We start from the raw sequence: 25,453 nt of genomic DNA on the forward strand, positions 1-25,453 counted from the left end.
TGGCCTATTACTTTAACGAAGGCGGCTGCTGTACCCAGCGTTTAAATTCCTGTGACGGCAGCGCCTTTGCAAAGTGCCAACCCTGACAGAACTGTACGCCACGTTTTAACAGCCACGTGACCTGCTCCGCCGTCTCGACCCCTTCCGCAATAATCTTCAGACGCAGGCTCTGCGCCATCTCAATAATGTGTTCAGCAATCAGATGGCTGGTACTGTTAGTCGTCAGCGTATCAATAAAAGATTTGTCGATTTTCAGGATATCGACATTCAGCGAGTACAGGTTGTGCAAATTGGAATAACCGGTACCGAAATCATCAATCGCCACTTCGTAACCCGCCTGGCGAAACGCCTGAATAACCGGCGTGGTTTTCGGCACATCAATAAACCCGCGCTCGGTCACTTCAATCTTAATCTGCTCGGCGCGCACCGCATGCATTTGCGCTTTATTGGCAATCAATGAGATCAGGCGCGAGGAGTGAAAATCAGCGGCGGAGAGGTTAATCGAGATATAAAGGTGCGGCACCATTGCCAGGAAATCGCCCAAATCGCTGAACAATTCATCGACGACATAATCAGTAATACGCTCAATCATGCCCTCTTTTTCTGCCAGCGGAATAAACTCCGCCGGGCTCATGACCGGCCCATTAAACCCCGGCCAGCGCAACAACGCTTCCGCGCCAACGCAGGTGCCATTTTTGATATCGATAATAGGTTGGTAATGAAGGCGAAGCTGGCGTCGGGTTAACGCCCGGTGGAGCATACGGCGTGGAGAGTTAAACTCCTGCCGTGTTCGCGACCATATTAATAGCAGAACAACGCTACCAATCACGCCCAGCGGCAGCGTTAATGTGGCCTGGTGATAAAGAGACTGAAAATAGTGGTCACTCGATGTCGAAACAATAATCGCGATCGGACGACTCTCCGAACGCGCAATGGTATAAAAGCGCTGATCTTGCTGGAATGTTAAATCGTCGGTGCGTAACAGCGTAGCTAACTTATCAAGGTGGGCATTCTGGCTGACAGAAAAAAACTGTCGCGTAACGGTATCGTAAATACCGTAAGCCAGATCAGTATTGTCTGATGCCACATCGCTGTAAGTGAGCGGATTAATCACCGCGACATAATTTCCGCGCTGCATGTACACCATCTTGTAGCCTGCGTAAAAAGGCGTATCACGATAGTAATAAATGGCGATATCGGGCGCGCGTTTATAATCCGCTGGTGAAATAGCATACGATTGTGTGGGCGTTATTACGCTCGAACATAAAAAGTGATCGCCACGAGCATAAATTAAATCCGAAACATACATGCTGCTGCGGACGATATTGAGCATAGCCGCGCGATGTTCCGGCGCACAAATTTGTCCGTGGTATTTTTCCGCCGCGCTACGAACCGTATCCACTTGCTGGATAACGCGTTCCGTTTTATTTAGCGCTAATTGGGCAAACGATTGAAGCTGGGCACTCGTTTCTTTCACCGCACGAATATGCGCAAACCATAGCGACAACACCAGCGGTAGAAGAACTACCGTGATGAGCACGACGACGCTGAGCATCTTGCGACGCACGCTATGATTCATGTCCGCCTATATCCATGCATTTAAAGTGCCTTTTTAATGTTTGGCAGGATGCTTTGATAAACAGGTGATTACGTTGCATGAATCAAACGACATTAGCAACTGACTTTTCTCATTAAAAACCTAATATTTGGTTATGACCGAAATACGCGACCATAAAGCAAACTCAGAGTGTGCCCAATGTTTATATTAAGGAAAATATTAATCCATTCGTATGGGGGTGTTTTAAGTTAATACAACAGAGTATCGTTGATTAAGCCAAACTGGCCGCAGGATAAAAAAAGGTGCGCCATTCGGGTATTTTTTCATCTGTCGTTGAGAAGTCTTCATAATTTCTTCTTTATTTATAAAAAAGCACCAACCACCACGGTTTTACTGCGTCCTGCACGTTTCGCATCGTACAAAGCGTTATCCGCAAGCGTAAGTAAAACTGAAGTATCGGACTCTTCACCGGTGACGAATACTAAACCAGCGCTAAAGGATAAGGCTATCTTTTCACCATTGCTAAACAATGGATTTCGCGCCAGTGACGCGCGAATCTTTTGGCTAAAACGCAGCGCCATTTTACTGTGGGTATGCGGCATTAAAATCAGAAATTCCTCACCGCCTAAACGACCAAAAATATACGATGGATCGCAATGTTCGCGGATCTGATCGCAAAAATGGATCAGTGCGGCGTCGCCCGTTAAATGCCCCCAGCGATCGTTGATATTTTTAAAATAATCCAGATCCAGCATCAGCAGGCTGAAGTGGCTGCGCGGCTCGTCCGACCGACACGCCACCAGCGCCTCTTTTAACTTCCTCAGCATGGAAAAACGATTATAGCAGCCGGTAAGATCGTCAATGGTGGCTTTCATTTCCAGCTGCCGCTCCGCTTTTTTACGCTCGGTAATATCAAGCCCGATGCTGAGAACCGACTGATCTGGCAGTTGAATATTCGACCAGAGTACCGTCAGCACCTGGCCATCACGGCGTACCGGGTGCCATTCGTGCATGTCGACGCCCGGCGATGTATTAACCGAAGAGCGAACTTTTTGCCGAACCTCGGGATCGGGGAAAAATAACGCTAATGGATCGGCCTGCTGATTGAGCTCATTAATGCTCCAGCCAAATACGCGTTCGCACTCACCATTCCATAATACGCAGCGGTTACTTTTATCAAAAGAGTTCATTAAAACCGGGGCGCGTTCAAATAGCGCTTTATATTGTGTCACTATGCGCTGCATCTCTTTTGCTGTGCGTTCTCGCGCGACAATTTCAGCAAGATAGTTTTTTAGTTTTTCGACCAAAACAATAACAACATTTTTCACAATCGATAAAGAGTTCAAGGGCTGCGGAAATGCCAAAAAGAAATAACCTTCGAGTCCCGACTCTTTATAATTTAACTTACACAAAATACCGCTGCGTAATTTTCTGGCCGATATTTCTTGATGCGGAAATAATAAATCGCCAGCATGCCGTCGCCAGCAAATGGCTCGCCAGGCACGCTGATGTCGTTGCAGTTGAGATTGCTCAAGAAAGGTTTGTACATCCTGCAGCGTGCAGCCTGGCGCACCTGCGCTGACCAGCTGCCACGCGTCATCCTGCCGGATAACCACCCACGCAAGCGTGGATCCAAGTGCCGCATTGATTGCGCGTAATATCTCTTCCATTGAACGTTGCGCGGTGAGCCAGGGCATCAGCCTTACCAGAACCGACAACGCCGCATCGGCATCCTCTGGCGGCACGGCGGAATTTTCTATTTTCATATTTTTTCATTCGCAGGTTATAAGACGCGAAACCAGCTCAAATGATGTCATCAGGAAAAAAGAAGAGGCGGCCATCAATTCAGTTAGCGCAACTGCACGCGCAAATATCTTCCTCACGCATGAAAAACGTGATGAAAAGAATATATCGATAAAGATCAAAACCCTGAATCATCATTCACAGGCTAATAAGATTTTCCTCAAAAGCATAATATATGCGACACAAGCTGTAAACGTTGTAGCAATTAGGATGCTAAATATCACTCAAATGTATTAGATGGAAAAATCATTAATTCCTCCGCACACATAAATATATCGGCAATATATTTACGAATGAAACACAACTATCACGATGCAAAAAGCACGCTTTTTGTACTGGCGAATAAATCAACAAATGTGATATAGTTCACATATTCTTGAAACGAAAAACACCGTTTCAATTCGTTGTGTTATTCGCGGATGTTCAGCATTGCCACTCGCGCAACATGCTTGTCCGCCCGGTATTCGGTTCTTTCTGAGGATGGTTTGATGGCTACCTTTACCGCCAGCGTCGTGCTTCTCCGCTGGCAGTTGCTGAGTGCAGTGTTGATGTTTATGGCCAGTACGCTGAACATTCGTTTCCGTCGTGCTGATTATATTGGCCTGGCGGTGATCAGCAGCGGCATGGGCTTAGCGGCGGCATGCTGGTTCGCTACCGGTTTGTTGGGCATTACGGTGATAGATCTCTCCACGACCTGGCACAACCTGCTCGTCGTGATGGAAGAGATTGCGCAAAAAGCGCCACCCGAATGGCCGATGATCGTAACGTGATTGCTTAAAGCGCCTGCGGGCGCTTTTTTATTTATCCTGGTGGTCATTTTTCTCTTCGACGCACTTTCGCACAAATATAAATAACGACTCTGCGCCAGCGGCCGATCTGTACCGCAATTGGCATAACGGATCACCGGCGCGTAAAGAGGCTAACAGCCACGCGCTTTCAAAACGGATCGGGCGGATAAGCCGTCGCCAGCCTGGGGGGTAAGCGAGAATGCACACTCGCCGAACCAATGCGTAAAAACAGATGCCCGCTAAGATTCTGCTTCGCGGGCATCTGCACTTTTACTTCAGCACCATGATTGTTTTATTCAAGGATGCGGCTTTCCCACGGCCGCCAGAGCGGGTGGAATTTCTGTGGCTGATAGTGCGTCGTTTCTCGCTTGCCAAAATAGAACAGCGCATCCATCTCATTTTTTATCACCACCATATTTGAACCGTCCGCATGCCCGCCGACAGTGACCGAACCGTGATAGCCTTTTACCGGCACGCCGGTGTAATTCGCCAGTTTTTGTGCGAAAGAATCAATGCCGCCTTCCGCACCGTGACAGCTTAAGCATCGGATATTCTTAAACCGCACATCGCCAGCCAGTTCCAGCGTATCAAGCGCCACATCGAACGGCGCTTTGATACCACCAGCGACCTGCATGCCGGTGGTGCTTTCGCCGTTTGGGGTAAAAATGCCATGGCCAATGATATTCAGCCGCGGCTCCCCCTTATAGCTATCGGTGAAAAACATATACATATTCGGGTCATTTAACGGGCCGTCGCGACGCACAATATTGATGTCGCCGGATAAGGTCACCGCCCCCATTTCTTTTTCACCCACATCCGCGCCAACTTTAGAAATTTCAGCGAATTGTTGGATGCTGAGTTTTGACGACGCCATGGGATCGGAAAAATTTTTTCCTCCCGCTTGCGGTAATGACACCTGTAATAGGTCTGGCCCGGAGGCTTCGGGTATGGCGTGACTTAACGGCTTACTGCCAGAAACATTCGCTTCCGTTGCTGGTTTTAATGGTCTTGCCATCGCCATCTTCGGTTCCGCAACAACGGGGTTGATCTCACCACGTAACTCTTTAGAGGCACCGGAAGGTCTTTCAGTCAACCGCGCGGCGCCCGCACCGGAAAGTGACCGCAAGCCACCAGGGTATTCCGGCAGCGGGCCACCCAACACCGCGCCCAGAAAAACCTCCTGCAAACTTTCACCCAACGTGGGCAACGGAGTTTTTCCTTCGTCTTTCGGTATCCGGGAAGCGTCCGGTTTTTTGTCACCGGTCCGCCACGAATAATGCCGCTGTTGAAAATCCTCAAAAGATTCCCTGGAAGGGGCATAGGCTGGTTCCTGCTGAACTGCTCTTTGCGTTTTGTCTTCGTAGGGTGAAATATCATAAGGTTTAAATACATCAATCGCTGCCGGGCCTTTGATATCCATACGTTTTCCTCCGACTGTTGCCGTCTTGTTTTGGCTGCTTGCGTTGCGCCACAGCTCTCTATTAAGTGGCCCGGCACGCGCCTTTTCGTGACGTCGTCAGATAATTATTTCCCCAGTTTCGACAGCATTTCCGGGCGCATAAATTTATGAATAACCATCATAAACAACACCGACGGCACCAGCAGGATCAACGCGGTAATGGATGACACCTGGTAGTTGCCCGACATACTGGCGGTATAGAGCAAAATGGGCAGCGTGGTGATATCCGGCGCGCCAACAAAAAAGGTGGCGGTAAATTCATCCAGCGATTCCAGGAACACAAAAATGCTGGCGGCAATCAGCCCAGGTGCGGCCTGCGGCAAAATAATATGGAAAAACGTGTAAACCGGCCCGGCGCCCAGGTTGCACGAGGCGCGCGCCAGCAGCGGATCGAGTGAAGAGAACGCCGCCACGCTTATCCAGATCGAATACATCAAGCCGTGAACGCTGTGTACCAGCACCACGCCCGCCACCGTACCGTTAAGCCCCCATTGATAAAATAGCCGCGCCACGTTCATATACACCGTCAGGTTGGGAAACGCCTGCGGGATGAGAAACAGCAGCATAAAGAAGGCGCGACACGGCATAGATCGATGCGACAGCGCGTAACCTGCCGGAATAGAAATCAACAGGCAAACCAGCACCGACAGCACGGCGATCAGCACGCTAATGGAGAGCGATCCTGATACATCGCTGTAGGGGCTAAACACCTGGCTCCAGTACTTTAATCCCCACTGGCTCGGCAAGGTGTGCGGGAAAAACCAGCTTTCTGCCACCGTCCAGATAAGCAGGTTCAACAGCGGGCCAAACAGCGCCAGCACCAGAAAAGTGAGCAACAGAGTTTGCAGCAGAAAACTGCCGCGGAGTTTTTGTCGAAACGTGGTCATCACTGCGCTCCTTTCGCATGCAGGCTGTGGCGTAAATAGAACCAGGAGAGCGCCGCGCAAATCAGATAGGAGATCACCCCCATCGCATTTGCCACCGGGTAATCGCCGTAAGAGTTGACGCGAAACGCCATATCGACCGTCATCATGGTTGGCGTGCCGGTGCCAATCATCAGCGGCACGGAAAGTACCGACATCATCGTCACCGTGGAGAGCACCATCGCCACACCAATCGTCGGCAGCACCTGCGGCAAAATGATGTCGAACAGGATGCGTAAACGCGACGCACCGAGGTTTTTCGCCGCCAGAGTATGCGACGGATCCACCGCCGACATCGCGCCGCAAATCAGTAACGTCGAGAACGCCATCTGCTTCCAGACAAAAGTAATAATGATCCCGCTCCAGCCCAATAGCGAAGTGGTATCCATCGGCGTTAACAGCCCGCCCGCCACCAGCACATTGTTCATCAGGCCGTTTTTGGCAAGGAAGGTGCGCATCATCTGTGCGGTAACAATAAAGGGAATAAACAGCGGCAGGCGGTATAAAAATGCCAGCGTCTTAACGATGCCGCGAAACGGCGACAGCACAATAATGGCGGAAATAGTTATCGACAGCAGCGCCAGTATTGCCAGTGAAACCAGCACGATAAGCACGGTAAAGAGAATATCGTTCGAATAGAGCGCAAAGACTTTATCAAAGTGCGCCAGCGTGAATGTCTGCGTATCACTGGTGAACGCCGAGATCAGCGAAAAGCCCAGCGGCCAGAGGAAAAAGACGGCTATCAGCAGCGTCGCCGGGCCAACCAGTAAGAAGTATTTAAAGGCGTGTCGCATGGTGAACCTGAATAATCACAGCAAAAAAATGCCCGGGCGAAATGCCCAGGCATATCCGTCAATCAGTTAGAAACCTGGCTCTCGTAGCCCTCTTTGATATCGTCAAAGTACGGCGTGATCGGGAAACTTTTGCCATATTTGGCTAAATCATCCGGCGAAATTTCCGCAAACAGTTTCTGCCAGGTCGCGGCGTCCAGCTTCTCTTTCACGTACTTCGCATCAATACCCGGATACCAGTTGAACTGCTTCACAATGCCCTGCGCCTGCACGTCCGGGCTGGTCGCCAGCGCAATAAACTCCTGCGCCAGTTTGGCCTGCGCGGCGTGTGCCGGAACGACGTAATACATCGGCTGGCCCGGCATCCCCGGGGAGATTAACGCCAGTTTGATCGACGGCGGCACTTTGCCCTGATCTTTCCAGCTATAGAACATATCGACCCACACCGGCCCCATAGTGATTTCGCCCCGACTGAGCATATCCAGCGTCCCGGCGTTACCCGGCGTGAAGGTGACGTTTTTATTGAATTCTTTCAGTCTGGCGAACGCCTGGCTCCAGGTTTTTTCTACGCTTTTGTCATACGGCAGCGCGGAAAGACGGGCCGCATCGGTGCCATAAGCGTAAATCCAGCCGACCACGAAGCTGACGCCGGACATGCCGTTTTTAATGCCGTTATAGCCAAAGGCTTTCGGGTTTTTCTGCGACCACTGCACCAGCTCGTCGTAAGATTTCGGCGGGGTTTTAATCAGATCGCTGTTATACGCAATGGCGGTCTGGCTTAAAAACATCGGCATTACATAGCCATCAACGTTAACGCCCAGCGCGTTTTTAGCGTTCTCCGCCGTCACCATTGAACCGGTATTGATGGACGAGCGGTATTTCTCCAGCAGCCTTTTCTCCACCAGCTGACCACCCGCCGCCTGGTGCACAACCGCGACGTCGATATCCCAGTTTTTCGCGCCGCTCTGCTGTTGCGCCGTCAGTTTTTCAACAATCTTGTTCGAGCCCGCATCGCCCGGCCCGGTGCCGACCACCTGCACTTTCACGCCCGGATGCGCGGCTTCAAACTTTGGCCCCAGCCAGGTTTTAACGTAATCGACCATATTTTGATCGCCCGCCGTCGCCACATTGAGAACCGTTTCGGCGCTGGCGGTGTGAACTGCACCCAAACAGAGTGCGGCGATGACAGCAAGTTTCGGTTTTACTGACATGATAATCCCCAGGAAAAGTGTGTGTTGGTTGGCTTAAGAAGTTGCAAAAACATGCAGCGCCGTTTCCGGCACATGCAAAATTACAGGCGTTCGGGCAGGCCAGAACTGTGTGGAATCGGCGAGAAAAACCTGCCCATCGCAGCGCACGCTGTGGCGATACTGATGGCCGAGAAACGCGCTCTCTTCCACCACGCCATTCAGCACCAGGCCTGATTGCTCCACCTGCGTTAACGGGCGGTGCATGTTGACGTCCGAACTGCGGAAATAGAGCGTTTCCCCGCCCGCATCAGCCCGCGTCATGCAGTTATCCGCGCCCATAAAATCCGCGACAAACGGCGTGGCCGGGCGGTGATAAATATCTTCCGGCGTCCCCATTTGTTCGATGCGCCCGTTATTCAGCACCGCAATTCTGTCGGCCATCACCAGCGCCTCTTGCTGATCGTGCGTGACGATTAACGAGGTAAATCCGAGCTTTTTCTGTAGCGCTTTGATCTCATGGCGCACGTTGAGGCGCACTTTGGCATCCAGGTTCGACAGCGGCTCATCAAGCACCAGCACATCCGGCTCAATGGCTAATGCGCGCGCCAGTGCCACGCGCTGACGCTGGCCGCCGGAAAGCGCTGTCACTTTTATATCCGCATAATTTTCAAGGTTGACGATTTTTAATAATTCCTGCACGCGTTGCGCAATCGCCTCTTTTTTAACGCGCCGGACTTTTAAGCCATAACCAATATTTTGCGCGACGGTAAAATGCGGCCATAAGGCGTAACTCTGAAACACCATGGTAATATTTCGCTGCTCCGGCGTGCTGTAAGTAATATCTCTACCGTTAACGGAAATACCACCAGAACGCACCGGAATAAAACCGCATAACGCGTTGAGTAACGTGGTTTTTCCGCAGCCAGATGGCCCAAGCAGCGCAATCATTTCGCCCTTTTCCACAGCGAGATAAATATCGTAAAGAACGATATTTTCGCCATAGCCAATTTTCAGTTTTTCAATCTGTAAATAACTCACGGGCGTTCCTTTCTTCAACTTTTCTTTCACCGATGAACACGTGTTCATTTATTTGTAAAAAAAATGCAACTTTGCACCGACATTATGTGAGCCTACTTTGTCGTCTATTTGTGACAGTTTGATTAAGTGCGCAATAATTTTGGTGGGGCGAAATGAAAATAGATGTTCTGGGCTGCGGTAGCGCCTTCTCGTTGCAGCAAAACACCTCGGCAATCCGCGTTATCGATAACGAAAACCGCCAGTTGCTGATCGATTGTGGCCCGACAATCCCGCGCGCGTTGTGGCAGCGCGGCGGCGACGTAAACGACATCGACGCCATTTACTTCACCCACGTTCACCCGGATCACTGCACCGGGCTTACCGCATTGCTGAATTACTGGAAAAGTTTTCAGCGCCGTAAGCCGCTGATCATCTGGTCGCAGCGCGAGCAGCGCCCGGTGCTGATAAAACTGGCAAGCCTCGCTAACTGGCCGGCAAACAATCTCTGTTTCGACATTGACTGGCGCGACAGCGAAGCCGAATGGCAGTGGCAAGGCTGGCGCATGCGCACCGCGTTTACGCACCATGAACTGCCTAATCTCGCCCTGCGAATCGAAGCAGACGGCCACACCCTTTTCTACAGCGGCGACGGACGCCCAACGCCGGAAAGCATCGCGCTGATGCACAACGCCTCACTGGCGTTTCAGGAGTGCGCTTCAGCGACGGCGCTGCTCAATGACGCCTCGCACGGTGACTTTCCCGGCTGCCTGGCGCTGTTCGAACAATTGCGCTTACCACGCCTGGGTTTGTACCACTGCAACGACGCCGCCTTGCCCGCGATTGAGCAGGCGTGCACGCCCTATCCGGGTTTGTTTCTCAGCCACGATGGTTTCGCCACCGATCTCAGCCGCCGCGCGGAGGAGAAAGTGTGAGCCAGACGTTACGCAAACAAGCAGTAACCGCCGAAGACGTGGCGAAGCGCGCGGGCGTGTCCCGCGCCGCGGTGTCGCGTGCGCTCAGCAGCAACGGCAGTATTTCGCCTGCCACCAAAGAGAAAGTGCTGCGCGCCGCGCAGGAGCTTGGCTATCAGGTCAATTTCCTCGCCCAGGGGCTGAACCGCCAGCGCAGTCACTTGATTGGCGTGATTGTCGCGCGCATTGGCGACCCGTTTCGCAGCAGCCTGCTGGAAGGTTTGCTGCATGAAATTCAGCGCCGGGGTTACCAGGCGCTGGTCACGGAGATCACTGGCGAGCAGGATTTGGTCACTACACTGCGCCGTTTTACCCAGTTTCGCGTCTCGGGTGTGATTGTCACCTCCGGCCAACCGCCAGAAGCGATTGTTAACGAGTGCGTCAGCCAGCGCATTCCGGTGGTCGGCATCAACCGCCACCCGGATATTCCATTGGTCGATTTCGTCTGTTCCGACAACGTTTCCGGCGCGCGCCAGGCCGCTGAGCAGCTTTATCACGCCGGTTGTCGCCGTTTTGGCTGGCTCAACAATTGCGGATCGACCTGGGCGGGTATTCAGCGCGGCGAAGCCTTTTTCCAGGCGTTGCAGCAACTCGGCGTCGATACTCAGCAGCAGGTACGTTGGTTTGACGCCCGCGAAGAGGGTTACGACGGTGGTTTTCAGGCCGCGCAGGAGAGCGATGCGGATCTGCCGGAGGGCATATTTTGCGCCAACGCGCAGCTGGCCTGCGGTTTTCTTGACGGCATGCGCCAGCGCGGCAAATCCGCACCGGCCGATTTTCATCTGATAGGTTTTGATAACACGCCGCAGAGCGGCCAGTTCAGCTACCAGTTAACCACGCTGCATCAGGATGTGGCAGAGATCGCGAACCGGGCGCTGACGCGTCTGCTGGAGCGGGCGAAAAATCCTTTACAGCCTTCCCGCGTTGAGTGGGTTAAGGTGAAACTGATCCACCGACAAACATCGCCACAGATTGGCTAAGAGTCCAGATATGACAGAAGAGTTTACCCAGGCGCTGTGCGCGCTGATTCGTCGTCTCGGTCAGGAGGCGAAACAGCTTCGTGATAACGGGCTGACCATCGAACAAAAAGGCCGCCAGGATTTTGTCTCCCAGGCGGATGTGTATGTCGAAACCGAACTGCGCGCCTGGCTGAAAGCCGAACGCCCGCAGGACGGTCTGCTCGGCGAGGAGCGCGGGCTGGAGCCGGGCAGCGACGGCGTATGGGTTATCGACCCGATTGATGGCACCACTAACTTTATTCTCGGCATGGATTACTGGTGTATTTCCGTCGCTTACGTGCGCGATGATGCCATCAAACTGGGGGTGATTTACGCCCCGGATCGCGACGAGTTTTTCTTCGCCGAAAGCGGCAAAGGCGCGTTTTTAAACGGCAAACGCTTAACCCTGAGCGAGCCGGACGCCGACGCGGTTGTGCTTGGCATTGGCCGCTCCAGCCGCAGGCCGCCGCGCGAATATACGCAAACCATCGAAACCTTGTTTGAATACGGCGTGGAACATCGTCGTTTTGGTGCGGGCGCGTTAATGCTGGCGCACGTAGCCGCAGGCCAGGTGCATGGTTATTTCGAAGCGCACCTGCACAGCTGGGATGCGCTGGCGGGGCTGGTGATTATTAAAGAAGCGGGCGGCATGCATAACGATTTTCTTGCCAACAACGGACTGACGCAGGGCAACAACGCCTGGGCGGCAACGCCACAAGTGTGGCAGCGTCTGCAACCCGTTTTGCTGCCAAACGGTTAAATCCGGTTTGATACGTCACAATCCGCCTTCGACGAAGGCGGTATTGATGGCGCTTTCAGGGGTGCAGCAATATCGTCAAAAAGCGTGTCTGCCCAGCGAGCTGCCAATCCATGCAATGCAACGCTAAAGCCTGTTGAGAACCACATTCAGTGGACGACTTTTCAGCGAGCAATAAAACGGTTTCCGCGCGACGTTATGTTTCCGGGTATGCGTAGTGAATCGCCAGCCAGATGGTCGGCGGTTCGGCCTGCGTCCAGTTCACCCGATGGCGACATTGCGCGGGAATATTGACGAAATCGCCGACGTTCAACACACGTTCCTCCCGTTCACCTTCCAGTTGTAAACCAGCCGCGCCCTGCACGATCAGCACCCATTCGCTTTGCGCCTGGCAGTACCAGAAATCCGGCGGGCTGGCTTGCCCGGTAGAGATAATGCGCTCAATTTTCACATCCGGGCGCGAGAGCAGATCTTCAAACGTCTCTGCCTCGCCCGCGCTTGCGGGGAAATCACGCAACAGGTTGGTCAGCATCGCTTGCGCTCCATTTGGTCGGTAATCATCACCAGCATGGCAGGCTGCGCCCGTCCATTTTTAAATCCCGCCACGGTGTTGTCCGGTAGACATGCAGTATTGTTCAAACGCCATCAGGTTATCACGCGCTTCCCAATGCGCAGCACGCGCATATTGTTCCCTCAATATGCGCGCGCCGGTTTCAATGATAACGCCAGGCGACACCGTCAGTGTTGATGCGCCCTGTTATTGCACTTCCTTAAATACCACGGTGACAGGTTCGATATAAATGTCATTGATGCTAACAAAATCTACACTAACCTCTGTGCTTCCGGCGACATCGCTTGTCACCCCATAGACGTACGTTCCGTCACCTTTATCCGCAGGGATAATAGTAGATCTAACTATTCCAATGGCGAACGCGACCTGCACCCCCGGGATCGGCCTTCCGTCTTTATCCTTCAATGTAAGCGTAATACCCGATTCGTCCGTGCCATTTGCCAGAACGGTGTCCGGAGACGCAGTCAGCGTTGAGAGTGTTGGGTCAGGTGGGCCTGGAGGGATAGGCACCGGATCGATTCTCACTGGGTAAGGTCTTGTATCAAAAGTAGAACCATTTACCATTGCCGAAATCATAGCTTCTCCAGCAACGGTGCTGGTCATCCTCGAGTCGTACGTCCCGTCATGATTATCTACCGCAATTTCATTGAGCGAAACACCTGACAGGCTACTGCTAAATGTCACATACTGTCCGGTCATCAACTCTCCATCCTCATCTTTCAGTATCAATGTAATAATCGAGATATCTGTACCATTTGCAGAAATACCAAAGGGGTCTGCGGTCAGGTTTGACAACGTAGGACTTGGCGCACTGGGATAAACCGACGCGCTGATTTTCACCGTGACAGGCGTCATCGCAAAATCAACACCGTTCACGATGAGCGTTACCTCAGCGTTTCCGGCGTCAATGCTGCTCATCGTCGCGGAGTAAGTCCCATCATTGTTATCCACTACGCTACTGAGCGTAACGCCCGGCGCATTACAGATGAAATCCACGTACTGCCCGGGTCTGAACACCTCATCCCCATCTTTCAGCGTCAGGGTAATGGTTGAGATGTCCGTACCATTTGCCGTAATGGTGTCTGGCGACGCACTGAAGGTGGATAATGTCGGGCTGAGCTCGCCTAAATTCGATGCATTAACGAGCGTGATGGACGCTGGCGTAACTGCAAAAGCAGAACCATTCACCGTTACGCTAATTTTATTGTTGCCGGAAATATGGCTACTCAGGAGTGCAAAGTAAGTTCCGTTACCATTGTCCACAATCTTACCAATGGTAATGCCGGCACCGAAGAGACTGTTGGTAAAGGCTACGGACTGACCCGACACCAGGTTGCCGCGAATATCTTTCAGTGTGAAGGTGACCATCGCCGTGTCGATTCCATTTGCCAGAATGGTTGGTGGCACCACGGTCAATGTTGATAATGTCGGGCTGAGATGAGCAAGATCTACCGCAAAGGTGGTCGTCGTAGAGCCGGTGACCCCGCCCGCAGATACCGTAACCGTATGCTTACCCGCAACCTGGCTACTAAACGCAACAATGCTTTCCCCCATGAGATTCGTCACATCATAGGCGGAATCTAATATCACACTGTCGTCACTGCTGTATTCCACATATGTTTCCAGCATCGTGTCACCAAACTGATCATGAACGAAGACTTTGGCATAGTTGAAAGCCTTGCCATCGGAGAGCCCATTATCCCTTTCCAGGATAACCTCTATTGATGAAACGACCCGAGGTTGCGCCAGGTAGCGGAAACCTACAACGTAAAACGTGTCATACGGCGCATTGAGAGTATCGTTATAGTAGTATCCTCCCGAGTCCAGCCCCACATTTCGGTGCAACATACGATTATCGAAATCGGTGACCCAGCAGAAATAACCCGGCGTAACGCCGGTTCCAGGATTGCGGGACAGATCGCCCCATTCCGACCACAGATACAACCCAGATTTGCGGCGTCTAGCCGCAGAATCAGGATATGAGATATCGGACACCGCGGGCATCTGTAATCCATTTTCTTCACACCAGCCAACGGCGCTCTCCCAGTCGGTTTTCAGCATCCCGGCGGTGATAAACCATTTTTTCAACGTGAAAGTATGGGTGTACATCGGCGTTCCCGCATCGATGGGGATTGCCCAAATCGTGGCGGTATTATTCGTGGTATCAGGCGTACCGATAAACTCCACATTACCGTTACTGTCGACACTCATCCAGGGCTGATCGGATCCCCACTGATAAAGACTGTTATTCGATTCGGAGCCTTCAAACAGCACCTGGAATTGCGCACCAAGAATGCCCGTATTTGGGAAACCGTTGGCAGGCCGGAAGAACGGATAATCGTTAGGGTTGAAAATCGTGGTATTTGGCATTGCATGTCTGAGCGGCGTCATATTTACCACAAAGGCAATGCCATCCATGACATTGCCATTCGCGCTCACCGTCAGGGTGGTTACGCTGATAACATTACTGGTGAGTTGACAGGTGTAAGAACCGTCACCGTTATCAACCACCTCCGTCAGGGTAACGTCTGCTACGCTGCTAAAAATGGACACACTCTGGCCGGCAGCCAGATTGCCGTAGGAATCCTTCAGAATGAAGGTGATTGTGGCAGCATCGGTACCAATCGCCTGAATACTTCTCGGCGTAGCCGTCAATGTCGATAACGTCGGGCTTAAATGCTCAATATCGACAACAAAGTTGGCTGTCAACGAGCGGCTAATTTTGCCCACAGTGACAGTAATCGTATGTACGCCCGCAACCGTGCTGCTAAAACTCATAATGCTTTCGCCAACGAGATTCGTCACATCAGATGCAGACTCGAATATCACACTATCGTCGCTGCTGTATTCCATAATCTGATCCCGCATCAGACTACCGAACTGATCATAAATGAAGGCTTTGGTGTAGTTGGTCTTCAGACCATCTGCCACCGCATTATCTCTTTCAAGAGTAAACGTCATTAACGCAGGGGCCCGTTCCTCTTCCAACAGAAGTTTACCCACCACATGGTGCGTTTCATACGGTGCACCATCGCTGAGATCCAGAGAGTTTGCACCCGAATCGAGAGCCACATTCTGGTGCATTCCGCGGCTATCTAAATCTGTGACCCAGCAGAAATAATAAGAGGTAATACCGGTTCGAGGATTGCGGGACAGATCGCCCCATTCCGACCACAGGTACGGCCCCGCATGACGTGCCCTTTCCGACACGTTAGGAAAATCAATATCCGTAGTTGCCGGCATCGATAACCTACGCTCCCGGCACCAGATAACGGCACCGTCATAGTTCGTCTTTTGCGATCCTGCGGTGACAAACCATTTTTTCATGGTGAAGGTGTAGGCATACATCGGCGTTCCTGTATCGATGGGGATTGCCCAAATCGTGGCGGTATTATTCGTGGTATCAGGTGTACCGGTAAACTCCACATTGCCGTTACTGTCGACACTCATCCAGGGCTGATCGGATCCCCATTGATAGAGACTGTTATTCGATGCGGAACCGTCAAACAGCACCTGGAATTGCGCACCAAGAATACCTGTATTTGGGAAACCGTCTGAAGGCTGGAAGAAAGGATAATCGTTAGGATTGAAAATCGTGTTATCTGGCATCGCCTGTCTTTGCGGCGTCATATACACCTCAAAGGTGATGCCATCCATAACATTGCCATTCACGCTCACCGTCAGGATGGTTGTGCCGACAACATTGCTGGTGAGCTGACTGGTGTAAGAACCGTCACCGTGATCAACCACCTCCGACAGGGTGACGCCTGCTACGCTGCTAAGAATGGACACACTCTGACCGGCAGCCAAGTTACCGTGGATATCCTTCAGGATGAAGGTAACGGTTGTAGCATCCGTGCCAATCGCCTGGATATTTTTTGGCACTGCTGCCAATGTTGATAATGTTGGGCTCAAATGCGCAGCATCGGCCGTGAAAATTACCGTCACCGTACTGCTTCGCCCGCTGCAAGATACGGTCAATGTATGCGGTCCTGCTACCACACTCTTTAAAACAGCCGTAATGCTGCCATCGGCGTCGGTGTTTCCGCCAGCTTGTTCAAGCGTCACATCGCTATCAGCGCTAAATGTCACGAGTTGATCGCCCATCGGGACACCATACTGATCATAAACAGTGGCGTTGACACTGTCAGATGAGGAACCATCAGCTGCTGCACTGTTAGTGACAGCAGCTAGCGCAATCGACCAGACAAGCCTGACCGTCGACAAATCGTTTTCGTCTTCACTGACCACAAACCACGGGGTATACAGTGACCTGCGCAAATATCCTTTTGCCGTTAAGACCTGAATATCACGCCCGATAGGATCGTAAAAATGGGTGTCGGCATACAAATCTTCACGCGCACTGTCATCCACCACCCACTGCCAGCTATTCAGAAAATAGGGTTGATACGCGCGAATCGCCTGCCCTTTATTGTCATATTCCGTACGCCCGCTTACTGCCCAACGCGTTGTCGTCTGCACTTCATCGGTAATAAGTGTGCCATCATCCGCACGTTGCCAGGCCTCCCCCGCTTCGAAACGCACCGCAGTTTGTAGCTGCCGCCCAAAACCATCACAAAAAAGCACCGACTGACGGATCTGCTGCTCATCACTGTCGTCATAGCGATCGGTAGTCAGCGTCACCACATGCGGTGGTATTCCCGCACCATTTTGCCAACTGTCGGTAACATAAACCTGGCACTGGGCCACGGGTAACGGCGCCGTCAGCGCCAGAGCCTCTTCTGCATCAGCAGGCTGGTTGAATGCTGTATTACTATACCCAACAGCTTTCCCGTTCTCGGTACCGCTGAAACGTTGGCTGGTCACTCGCCCCAAAGCATCAAGCGTTACCTGCTGAATATTGTTGTTTACATCGATAATTTTGACTGGCGTTAAGAACCGCCAGTCATATTCCGCCTGGGTGGTTAGTCCTGCGGCATCGATGACTTTCGTTACCACGCAGTCGTACACGTCGCGAATCAGAATTATCGATCCCGTTAATTCCGAATCTCGCACCATCTGCGGTAGCCAAAAATGTTCCGCTGCACCAAACACGGTGATATCCCGCTTCGCAACCCAGCAAGGACCATAATTTGAATACCAGTAATATCCCGCTTGTTGCAGGGTATCGTCGGTCAGATCTTCTTTCAGCTCTGCAACCGTATCGGCGTCCAACACCGCTGTTTGAGTCAACCCTACACGCGGAGGAAATGCCGGAGCACTTGCGGTGGCATTATCACTGCTGTCCAGATACCACAGCTCCTGCATACCTGCGAACGCCTGACTGGCAGGGGTTCCGAGTGGTTCCCCGGAAAGGCTAAATTTTTCCAGGGTGAGCCCTGCGTCCGGCGAAGAGGAATAGAGGTAGACATAGCGCCGAACCATGTCAGCAAGCCCCTGCATCCAGATGCCTGAAGCCATATCTTCTATACCGTACCAGGTATTAATCTGGCATGTCACAACCAGTTGCTGTTGTTGATCATCGTAGCTGGAAGCAAACAGCGTATCTGGCAGCGTATCCGGATACGGGCTGGTGTCTGGTTGCTTGCGACGAGGGTAATTCACAGTCGCTGCATACAACGGTTGACCATACTGATCGCTTGATAGCAGGATCTGCTGGCTACATAGCGGATCATTGCTCACTCGTTCATACACATAGGTACGCGTTTCTGCGATAACAGACCAGATAATCGGATAGCTATTCTCAGCCGCGGCCGCCACCAGACGAACTTGAGGTCGGGTTTCGCTAACTTGATACGGCACGGTTTGCTGGTCGCTACTGTCTTGACCGTACAGTTCACTGCGCAGCAATATGCCTTTGGTGCCACGACGTAGCCAGAAGACCTCACTATCGTCCGGAATATAAGCCTTTTCCTTATCCCCACTACCCGAGGTGAAGCGGGGAGAGAAACGTGCAAACGCCGCGCTATCACCGGCCCACCAGTTCGCCGCCAGTTGATCATCCACTACAGGTAATCCAGTGGAAAACCAGCGACGCGAAACCGATGGCTGGCTAATTTCTGTGGTTGTTCCCGCACTTTCCTGAATATCTGTATCCTGGAGTTCGACAAATCCAAAGCCACGAAACTCGCGTTCTTGTCCATCCCAGGCACCATAACGGTAACGGGCAGTACTAACCAGACGATTACCGGTGATTTCGTCAGTGATATCCGTGCGCGATAATAAATGAAGCGCGAAGGGCAAATAGCTGGCCGGAACCGGAGCACCTGCCGTTGCGGCATCTTGCTTTTCATCCAGCCAGAACTGCGCCGAACTGCGGTAGGTAAAGTCGTGTCGTTGCCCCATATTGTTGCGCATTTGGTTCAACAACCACGGTTTGATACCCGATAAATGGCAGACATAGTGGCGGGGTTCTGGGTGCGGCACGGTCAGCATCAGACTGGCAATGCCCAACCCCTGAATGTCCGCAACCTGTAGATCACAGGTATTGTCATAACGGACGCCATCCGGCAGGAGAACTTCAAAAGGCGCAGAGAAACTGTTCCCGCTTTGATTGATATATACCAGGATTTTTTTACTCAGCGCATATATCACATCCGTTGTGCCTGAAGCAGGGCATTTTCATTCACCGTGCTGGAACGGGTGGTGTTGATTTTTTTTAAGATCGTAGAGATATCGTAATAAGAATCGTACATAAGGTATCCCTCAACTTTTTAAATAGGGAAGGCTGGTTAGATACAGATGAAAATTTACGTTGCGAGAAGCCACGCCATCATTAATTAATGCTGGCGGATATAAGCCCAGATAAAGACATGCTGTTTTCAGCTTACCGGGATATGCATTCAGGCGCTTCGAATGCGCTTACAATGAATTACCGTTAAATAGCCTCGTAATAAAGCGGATAGAAAATACGCCGCCAGAGGAAGATGAAATACAGCGTAGGATATCCTTGCGCATCACTCCAGCGACGATACACACGAGTCAAAACGCGGAAAAAAAGTGATAAACGAGAGCATTTCAAGAGGATAAAAATGCGAAAGGATAAAAAAATGATGGCCCTTCAGAGTTTTATTCTGTCTTTTTTAAATAAAAAAACCGCCATAAACCGGATGTGAATTTCAAAGGCATATAAATACCTAGGATTATTCATGAAAACATTAAAAACACAAATAGGATAATTCATGAAAAATAAAAAACATCCAGGATTCTTCATGATCATTTAGTGCGTAAATATATTTTCACGTAAAGTGATATTGAGCAAGAATATATCCTACTCAATAAAAGAGGTTATCTAGCGAGGCGCTGATTGCTCTCATCTTTGCTGTGCGAGCAGCTCTTTTTCATCGGGTAGAAACTCACCCGTTGCAACGTCTTAGAATTCAAAAATTACTCCATGTCACCATCGACTAAGTTGCAGTATTTTATGGTTTTTAGCGCAACCATAGCCGGAACACATTCAATGGAATTTACATCAGCAAGGAATAATTCTTCGATACTGCGATTCTTCTCAAGGACAGCAAAACCCCGCAACGCTTTGTATTTTTCCAGATAGCGCGCGGAAAGATTATCTAGCTTATGGACTTCAGAAATAGCTTTTAATTTAGGGTGATAAACCAGACATAGCGACGACAGCGCCAGAGCGGCGATAATTCCCGCCTGGCTGGTTACTTTCGTTCTGCTGATCCGCAACGCTTTCAGCTTATTAAATTCATTAAAATCATTACGGCCTTTTAAATAGGGCATAGTGAGTTTTTTTAACTTCGCCATACTATAAAGTGGTGAAAGAGCGATGCTTTTTTATTTCACATCATCAGTAATATAAAACGAGACAATTGTGTCGTTATTGATCAATGGCGAGAAATCTGGCTTTTACGGGATTGATCAATTTTATTTGATCAAACTTTTTGCTTTCAGCGTATAAAATCCCTTTAGCCAGTAAAGTAAAAGGAACGTCCAGCACATGACTATTTTCGTCATAGACAATATCTTTCATACATTATATTTAGCAACGAGACACAGAGGTTAATATTTAAGACACGCCTGGTGAGATAAGTGTATTAAAAAGAAGTGAAGCGCAAAGTCCTCACTTCTTTAGGGATCAATGTTGTGCCAGATATTGCTGTACCAGCTCGTTACCGGCAACACCCATCACATTGAATTGCTTGTATTCGCTCTTATCAAGCACTCTGACGTACTCATCGCCATTGTACAAATGCCCGGCACTGTGGAATATTTTCAGCTCGTTTTTCCAGTCCGTCAGCGGGATATTACCGATGATTTCCCACTCACCACTTTTGAGGCTATCAACCGCCGCAAAGATCACATTGGTCATGCCCCTTGAGTTTTTAAACTTCAAAAACTCATCGTGTTGCGGAATGCTTTTATCGGCCTGAATGCTCAGCACACCAAATGCGAAAGCCTTTTTAAAACGTCCTTTCAAAGCACAGACGATCTGACACACGGCAAACCGACCATCGGCAGTTGGGATCAGAAAGATATCACCTTCCTGGTATTTTTGACTCATATGCTACCCCTTATGACAGACAGCGCGTCTTGTAAGATTTCTTTACCCCATGCTGAGCTATCGCCAGCGATTTTATAGGTGGGTGCGTTTTTATTTCCGGGGCGGTAAGACCGGATATCATTCAGTAAATTCGTTAATGGATTCATCGATTTAGCGCCACCATGCATACCAATAAGTTTTTCTTCCAGATATTTAGCTTCAGCTTTGGTTAAGTTGTTGTCAAAAATGATCAGCTGTTCCAGATGCGATTTACCCGGCGTTTTTGCATGGGCGTTTAAACGGGTTGGCGCATCACCGCGCCCAACGTAACGGATTTTGCCATTCTCGTGCAGAATATATAACCCTTGCCCTTTGGCGCGGTTGTATTTCTTCTTCGAGCCACCTGGCGCGCGCGTAGACGGCAGTCCCAGGCAGCGCTGCAAGCCGAGCGGATCGCTCCATGCCAGCGGATTTGGCGCATATTGATACACGCTAACCCCCGCCACCATACCCACGGGATCCTGGCTGATATAAGCCGCAATATTCGGGTCGTAATAGCGGTAGCGGTTGTAGTGCAGCCCGGTTTCCGCGTCGTAATACTGCCCCTGAAAACGCAGCGGGTTGTCAATGCAGCTGGCGTAAACCTCTCCTTTCTCGCCCCAGATGCCGCTTTTCTCCGACCAGACAATCTCCCCTTGTGGCGAGGTCAATCTGACCGGCGCACCGTTGGGATCGCAGTGATAATGCCAGCTCTGCTTTTCTCCCTCTTCTTGCGTCAGTAACGCCAGCGGCCAGAAGCTGTCCGGGTAGTAGACATATTCCCGCATCTCATTAAAGAGTTTGGCCTGCGCTTTTTGCCGTTTTAACCTGCCGCCGGTATCGAAAATACTCAGCGCGGCCAGCGGTTCCTGCAGCCTGGTGACCGTTTCACCCGCCAGCACATCATCCTGCCAGTAGAACCAGCGTGTTTCGCTCGCCGTCTGCTTGAATACCCGTCGGCCCAGGCCGTCATAGCCATAACGCACCAGGCTGTCGCCTTTACGCACGGCGATCAGCTGGCGGTTGTCATCCCAGACAAAATCCTCTTTTTCGCCTTCGCCCTGACTATCCCGGCGCTGGCGTAGCTCACCGGCGCGGTCAAACACATAGCGCACGCCGTGGTGAATGCCTTCGCGAAACCAACCACCCGCGCTGTCATTCACCTCACGCGTTTGCGTCTGCAACTGATTACCGGCGGCATCCTGCACAAATTGACGTAGCGCACCATCGGGTGCCGTGTGCGCCGTCAACCGTCCCACCGGATCGTAACTGTAGCGATCGCTGCCCCACAGGCTATCTTCCCGTAACGTCAGATTCCCGGCGCGATCGTAAGCGAACCCGCAGGCGAACAGCGGTAAATCCTGTTGCAGCACCTGCTGGTTACTGAGTCGCCCCAGTCTGTCGAAACTAAAGGTACGCAGGACATCGGCGGAGAGCTGTTCGCTCACACATCGCCCGGCCTCGTCGTAGGTGAACAGAATGGGTGCATCGTCGTTAAGCTGTATCTGGCTGAGCCGTTCATGCTCATCGAGGTGATAACGCACCTGGTGACCACTGTCGCTTTCGCGTTTGATCAACACACCGCGTTCGTTGTAACCGTAGCGCAGTTGAAAACCATCCTGATCTTCAAGCAAGACACGTCCGGCATCGTCATAGCGCCAGCTCAACCGCCGCCACGGGTTTTCACACAGCACCATCCGTCCGCAGGGATCGTAGTGGTATTTAACCTGTAATGTGTCGCCGCTGCGCCGCTCCGTCAGCCGTCCCCTTTTGTCATAGCCGTAGCGCACTTCGCGACCCAGCGGATCCTCGCGACTTATCAACCGGCTGGCCTTATCCCAGCCGTAACGCGTCACCTGCCCCCAATAATCATGCTCTTCCGTCACCCGTCCGAGCGCATCGCGCGTCAGTTGCCAGCGTTGGCCATTTTGATTGACCACCGTCACCAGACGATCTTCCGCATCATAGAGGAAGCTCAGCGTCGCGCCGTCCGGGGTTTCGCAGGCCGTCAGCATGCCGCTGCCGTTATAGCGAAGCTGCGTAGTTCGCCCCTGCTCATCGGTGTAACTTACCGGGTCATCTTCTCGATCGTAGACAACACGTATTTCCCCGCCAGCCGGATCGGTGGTCGCCACCAGCCGGTCTTTTCTGTCCCAGTGAAAACGGGTTACCCCCCCGCTTTCGTCAATACGTTCCAGCAGCGTTCCACGTACCGAGTGGCGAAGCTGGAGCGCACCCGCGCCAGCCTGTTCAATCCGCTGCGGAAAGCCATAACGATCATACTGGTAGCGCGTGGGCGAAACACCGGGCACATGCGCCGCGCAAAGCTGCCCAAACGCGTCGTACTCATAACTCGTGGCGACACCGGTGGGATCGATTTCGCGGGTAAGATTACCGGCCTCGCTGTATTCCGAGCGCCAGACCGCGCCTTTCTCATCAGTAAGCGCCAGTAATTGCCCTTCATCGTCATAAACCGCCTGAATCACGCAACCATCGGGCATCTGTTCGGCGGTCATGCGCCCTTGTTCGTCATACTCCCAGCGATGGGTCGCGCCATCCGGTTCTGTCACTTCAACCGTGCGGCCAAAATCGTCATAGCGGAACACGGTGTTACCGCCCAACGGATCGATTTCCGAGACGGGCAGGCCATTTTCGTCAAAGGAGATACGCGAAACAGCTCCCTGCGAGTCGGTGACTTCCACTTCGTTGAGCAGCGCGTGATACGCAAAGTGGTAATCCCAAACCCCGCCGTCGCCCCAGGCGTGGATAACCTGCCAGGCCTCGTTGTACTGGTAGTGAAACCCTTGTCCGTTGCGATCAACATGGCTGACCATACGGCGCTGTTGATACGCAAAACGACGCGGATGCGATAGCGCATCGATCTCCGCACTCAACTGGCCGTGGGTGTCATATTCGTAGCGGGTAAGCGGCGTGACCTCGCCGTCCAGCGCATTATGCAGACGCAGAGTATGCAGACGGTTTCGCTCCTGCGTGACGAGGATGTCGCGCCCGGTCATCCCGGCATGGGTGAACTCGCGAATTTTCCGTAACTCGCCCTCTTCCCGCTCAAATCGCCAACCGTTGCCGCTACGATCGACAATATCGCGAACCGGCAGCGCGCCTTGCTTACCGCTAAAGTGAAAGAGCGGGCCACTTTCCTGATCCACTACCCACAACACCTCGCCATCACGGATTTCTCGCCACAGACGGCTGCCCTCAGGCAAACCGTTAATGGCATGTTCGCGCCCGTCGTTCTGCGGTAGCGCGGCAAACAGCGTCATCCCTTCCGGCTGCGCCAGCATCGCGACGCCCTCTTCCGCCAGCACATCGAGGCGAATATCTGCCGGGGTTGACCAGCCAAAGCCGCACAGTCCTTCGACCTCAATATCCGCCGAAGAATAGCTCCGCGACCACGCCAGCGGCAGACGGCCCGCTAACAGGAAATCCTGTTGTTCCAGGCTGACGCTGCCGTCGCGAATGTCTACCGGTTCAGCGCGCAGCACCCGGCACTTGAGAAAGCCGGAGTCCATATTACGAAACAGCTTCTGGCGCAGCTTGCGAAAGCGGCGCATAAACAGCCGCCACTTTGGCGTTTTCTTCAGTTTTTTGAAGCCCTTGCCCAGCCCGCTTAACCCGGCGCGCATCAGCAGCGCCATCAGGTTGATGGTCGGCGGGCCGCCAACCACCACGTTATTGGGAATGGCGAGGTTAAAGGTTAGGGGGAGCGTGAGAGAGAGCGGTTTTGGCTTGGTGGCGCGCTTGAGGCGAAACGGCGGCACGAGGCCAATAATGTTGCAGCTCAACACCGGCATGCCAATGCGCGAGAACGGCTCGCCATCCACCGAGACGGTTTTGCTGCCCATAAACAGCTCGTCTTCAATCTGTGGACCGCCCGGCGCGCGCAGCGGCGGCACCCACACGCCACCGACCGGAATATGCACCGCGATGCCGCCCGTTCCTGCACTTGCGCGCTTGATGCTGTTGACATGCACCGTGGTGCCAATCAGCGGCAGGTAATCGAAGACGTCAAAAACAATGCCGATATGCGGCGTTGGCAACGGCCACGGGTAGGTATGAATATCCAGCCCGAGCTGCGGATCGAAGTGCGCGCCGGAGTGCATAAG

At 52.1% G+C, this 25,453-nt stretch carries 16 protein-coding genes; 4 read left to right on the forward strand and 12 right to left on the reverse strand.

Annotation, left to right across the window (positions count from 1 at the left end; genetic code table 11):
• Positions 1-7: 7 nt before the first annotated feature.
• Together ACFX4U_RS17150 and ACFX4U_RS17155 are read right to left on the reverse strand one after the other, a co-directional pair.
• Entirely contained in the window at positions 8-1,579 is a 1,572-nt protein-coding gene (locus tag ACFX4U_RS17150) for an EAL domain-containing protein (RefSeq protein WP_313507921.1), read from the reverse strand.
• 341 nt (positions 1,580-1,920) lie between these two features.
• Positions 1,921-3,324, reverse strand: a complete 1,404-nt coding sequence (locus ACFX4U_RS17155) for a sensor domain-containing diguanylate cyclase (RefSeq protein ID WP_313507923.1) — start codon at positions 3,322-3,324, stop codon at positions 1,921-1,923.
• A gap of 525 nt (positions 3,325-3,849) precedes the next feature.
• Here ACFX4U_RS17155 and ACFX4U_RS17160 point away from each other — a divergent pair.
• Positions 3,850-4,131, forward strand: coding sequence for a YjcB family protein (locus ACFX4U_RS17160; RefSeq protein WP_200552054.1), 282 nt, complete (start codon positions 3,850-3,852; stop codon positions 4,129-4,131).
• A 310-nt stretch (positions 4,132-4,441) separates the two neighbouring features.
• Here the strand turns inward: ACFX4U_RS17160 and ACFX4U_RS17165 are convergent, their stop codons facing one another.
• From ACFX4U_RS17165 to ACFX4U_RS17185, 5 genes are all read right to left on the reverse strand, one after another.
• The gene (locus tag ACFX4U_RS17165) at positions 4,442-5,569 is read right to left on the reverse strand and encodes a hypothetical protein (protein ID WP_313507927.1); all 1,128 of its coding nucleotides are present in this window, start codon (positions 5,567-5,569) and stop codon (positions 4,442-4,444) included.
• 104 nt (positions 5,570-5,673) lie between these two features.
• Positions 5,674-6,495, reverse strand: a complete 822-nt coding sequence (locus ACFX4U_RS17170; RefSeq protein ID WP_349350641.1) for an ABC transporter permease subunit — start codon at positions 6,493-6,495, stop codon at positions 5,674-5,676.
• Entirely contained in the window at positions 6,495-7,325 is an 831-nt protein-coding gene (locus ACFX4U_RS17175; RefSeq protein ID WP_313507930.1) for a sugar ABC transporter permease, read from the reverse strand. The genes ACFX4U_RS17170 and ACFX4U_RS17175 overlap by 1 nt, the downstream gene beginning before the upstream one ends.
• 62 nt (positions 7,326-7,387) lie before the next feature.
• A complete protein-coding gene (locus tag ACFX4U_RS17180; RefSeq protein ID WP_313507931.1) occupies positions 7,388-8,533 on the reverse strand; it encodes an extracellular solute-binding protein in 1,146 nt (381 codons plus the stop codon).
• Between the two features lie 33 nt (positions 8,534-8,566).
• Complete coding sequence (locus ACFX4U_RS17185) at positions 8,567-9,550, reverse strand: ABC transporter ATP-binding protein (protein WP_313507932.1); 984 nt, start codon at positions 9,548-9,550, stop codon at positions 8,567-8,569.
• Between the two features lie 152 nt (positions 9,551-9,702).
• On the opposite strand from ACFX4U_RS17185, the gene ACFX4U_RS17190 reads away from it, so the two are divergent.
• From ACFX4U_RS17190 to ACFX4U_RS17200, 3 genes are read left to right on the forward strand one after another with little or no spacing between them, the layout of a single operon-like run.
• A complete protein-coding gene (locus ACFX4U_RS17190; protein WP_313507934.1) occupies positions 9,703-10,461 on the forward strand; it encodes a ribonuclease Z in 759 nt (252 codons plus the stop codon).
• A complete protein-coding gene (locus ACFX4U_RS17195; RefSeq protein WP_313507935.1) occupies positions 10,458-11,480 on the forward strand; it encodes a LacI family DNA-binding transcriptional regulator in 1,023 nt (340 codons plus the stop codon). The genes ACFX4U_RS17190 and ACFX4U_RS17195 overlap by 4 nt, the downstream gene beginning before the upstream one ends.
• A gap of 10 nt (positions 11,481-11,490) precedes the next feature.
• On the forward strand, positions 11,491-12,258 hold the full coding sequence (locus ACFX4U_RS17200) for an inositol monophosphatase (RefSeq protein WP_313507936.1): 768 nt from the start codon (positions 11,491-11,493) through the stop codon (positions 12,256-12,258).
• Positions 12,259-12,451: 193 nt separating this feature from the next.
• Here ACFX4U_RS17200 and ACFX4U_RS17205 read toward each other — a convergent pair whose 3' ends face one another.
• From ACFX4U_RS17205 to ACFX4U_RS17225, 5 genes are all read right to left on the reverse strand, one after another.
• Positions 12,452-12,787, reverse strand: coding sequence for a cupin domain-containing protein (locus tag ACFX4U_RS17205; RefSeq protein ID WP_313507937.1), 336 nt, complete (start codon positions 12,785-12,787; stop codon positions 12,452-12,454).
• Between the two features lie 225 nt (positions 12,788-13,012).
• Entirely contained in the window at positions 13,013-19,381 is a 6,369-nt protein-coding gene (locus tag ACFX4U_RS17210; protein WP_313507938.1) for an invasin domain 3-containing protein, read from the reverse strand.
• A gap of 792 nt (positions 19,382-20,173) precedes the next feature.
• Complete coding sequence (locus ACFX4U_RS17215; protein ID WP_313507939.1) at positions 20,174-20,554, reverse strand: hypothetical protein; 381 nt, start codon at positions 20,552-20,554, stop codon at positions 20,174-20,176.
• Between the two features lie 331 nt (positions 20,555-20,885).
• The gene (locus ACFX4U_RS17220; protein WP_131407051.1) at positions 20,886-21,311 is read right to left on the reverse strand and encodes an immunity 26/phosphotriesterase HocA family protein; all 426 of its coding nucleotides are present in this window, start codon (positions 21,309-21,311) and stop codon (positions 20,886-20,888) included.
• Complete coding sequence (locus tag ACFX4U_RS17225) at positions 21,308-25,450, reverse strand: RHS repeat-associated core domain-containing protein (RefSeq protein ID WP_313507940.1); 4,143 nt, start codon at positions 25,448-25,450, stop codon at positions 21,308-21,310. The genes ACFX4U_RS17220 and ACFX4U_RS17225 overlap by 4 nt, the downstream gene beginning before the upstream one ends.
• Positions 25,451-25,453 lie beyond the last annotated feature (3 nt).

Source organism: Kosakonia sp. YIM B13588, from assembly GCF_042788165.1.
GTDB classification, from domain to species: domain Bacteria; phylum Pseudomonadota; class Gammaproteobacteria; order Enterobacterales; family Enterobacteriaceae; genus Kosakonia; species Kosakonia sacchari.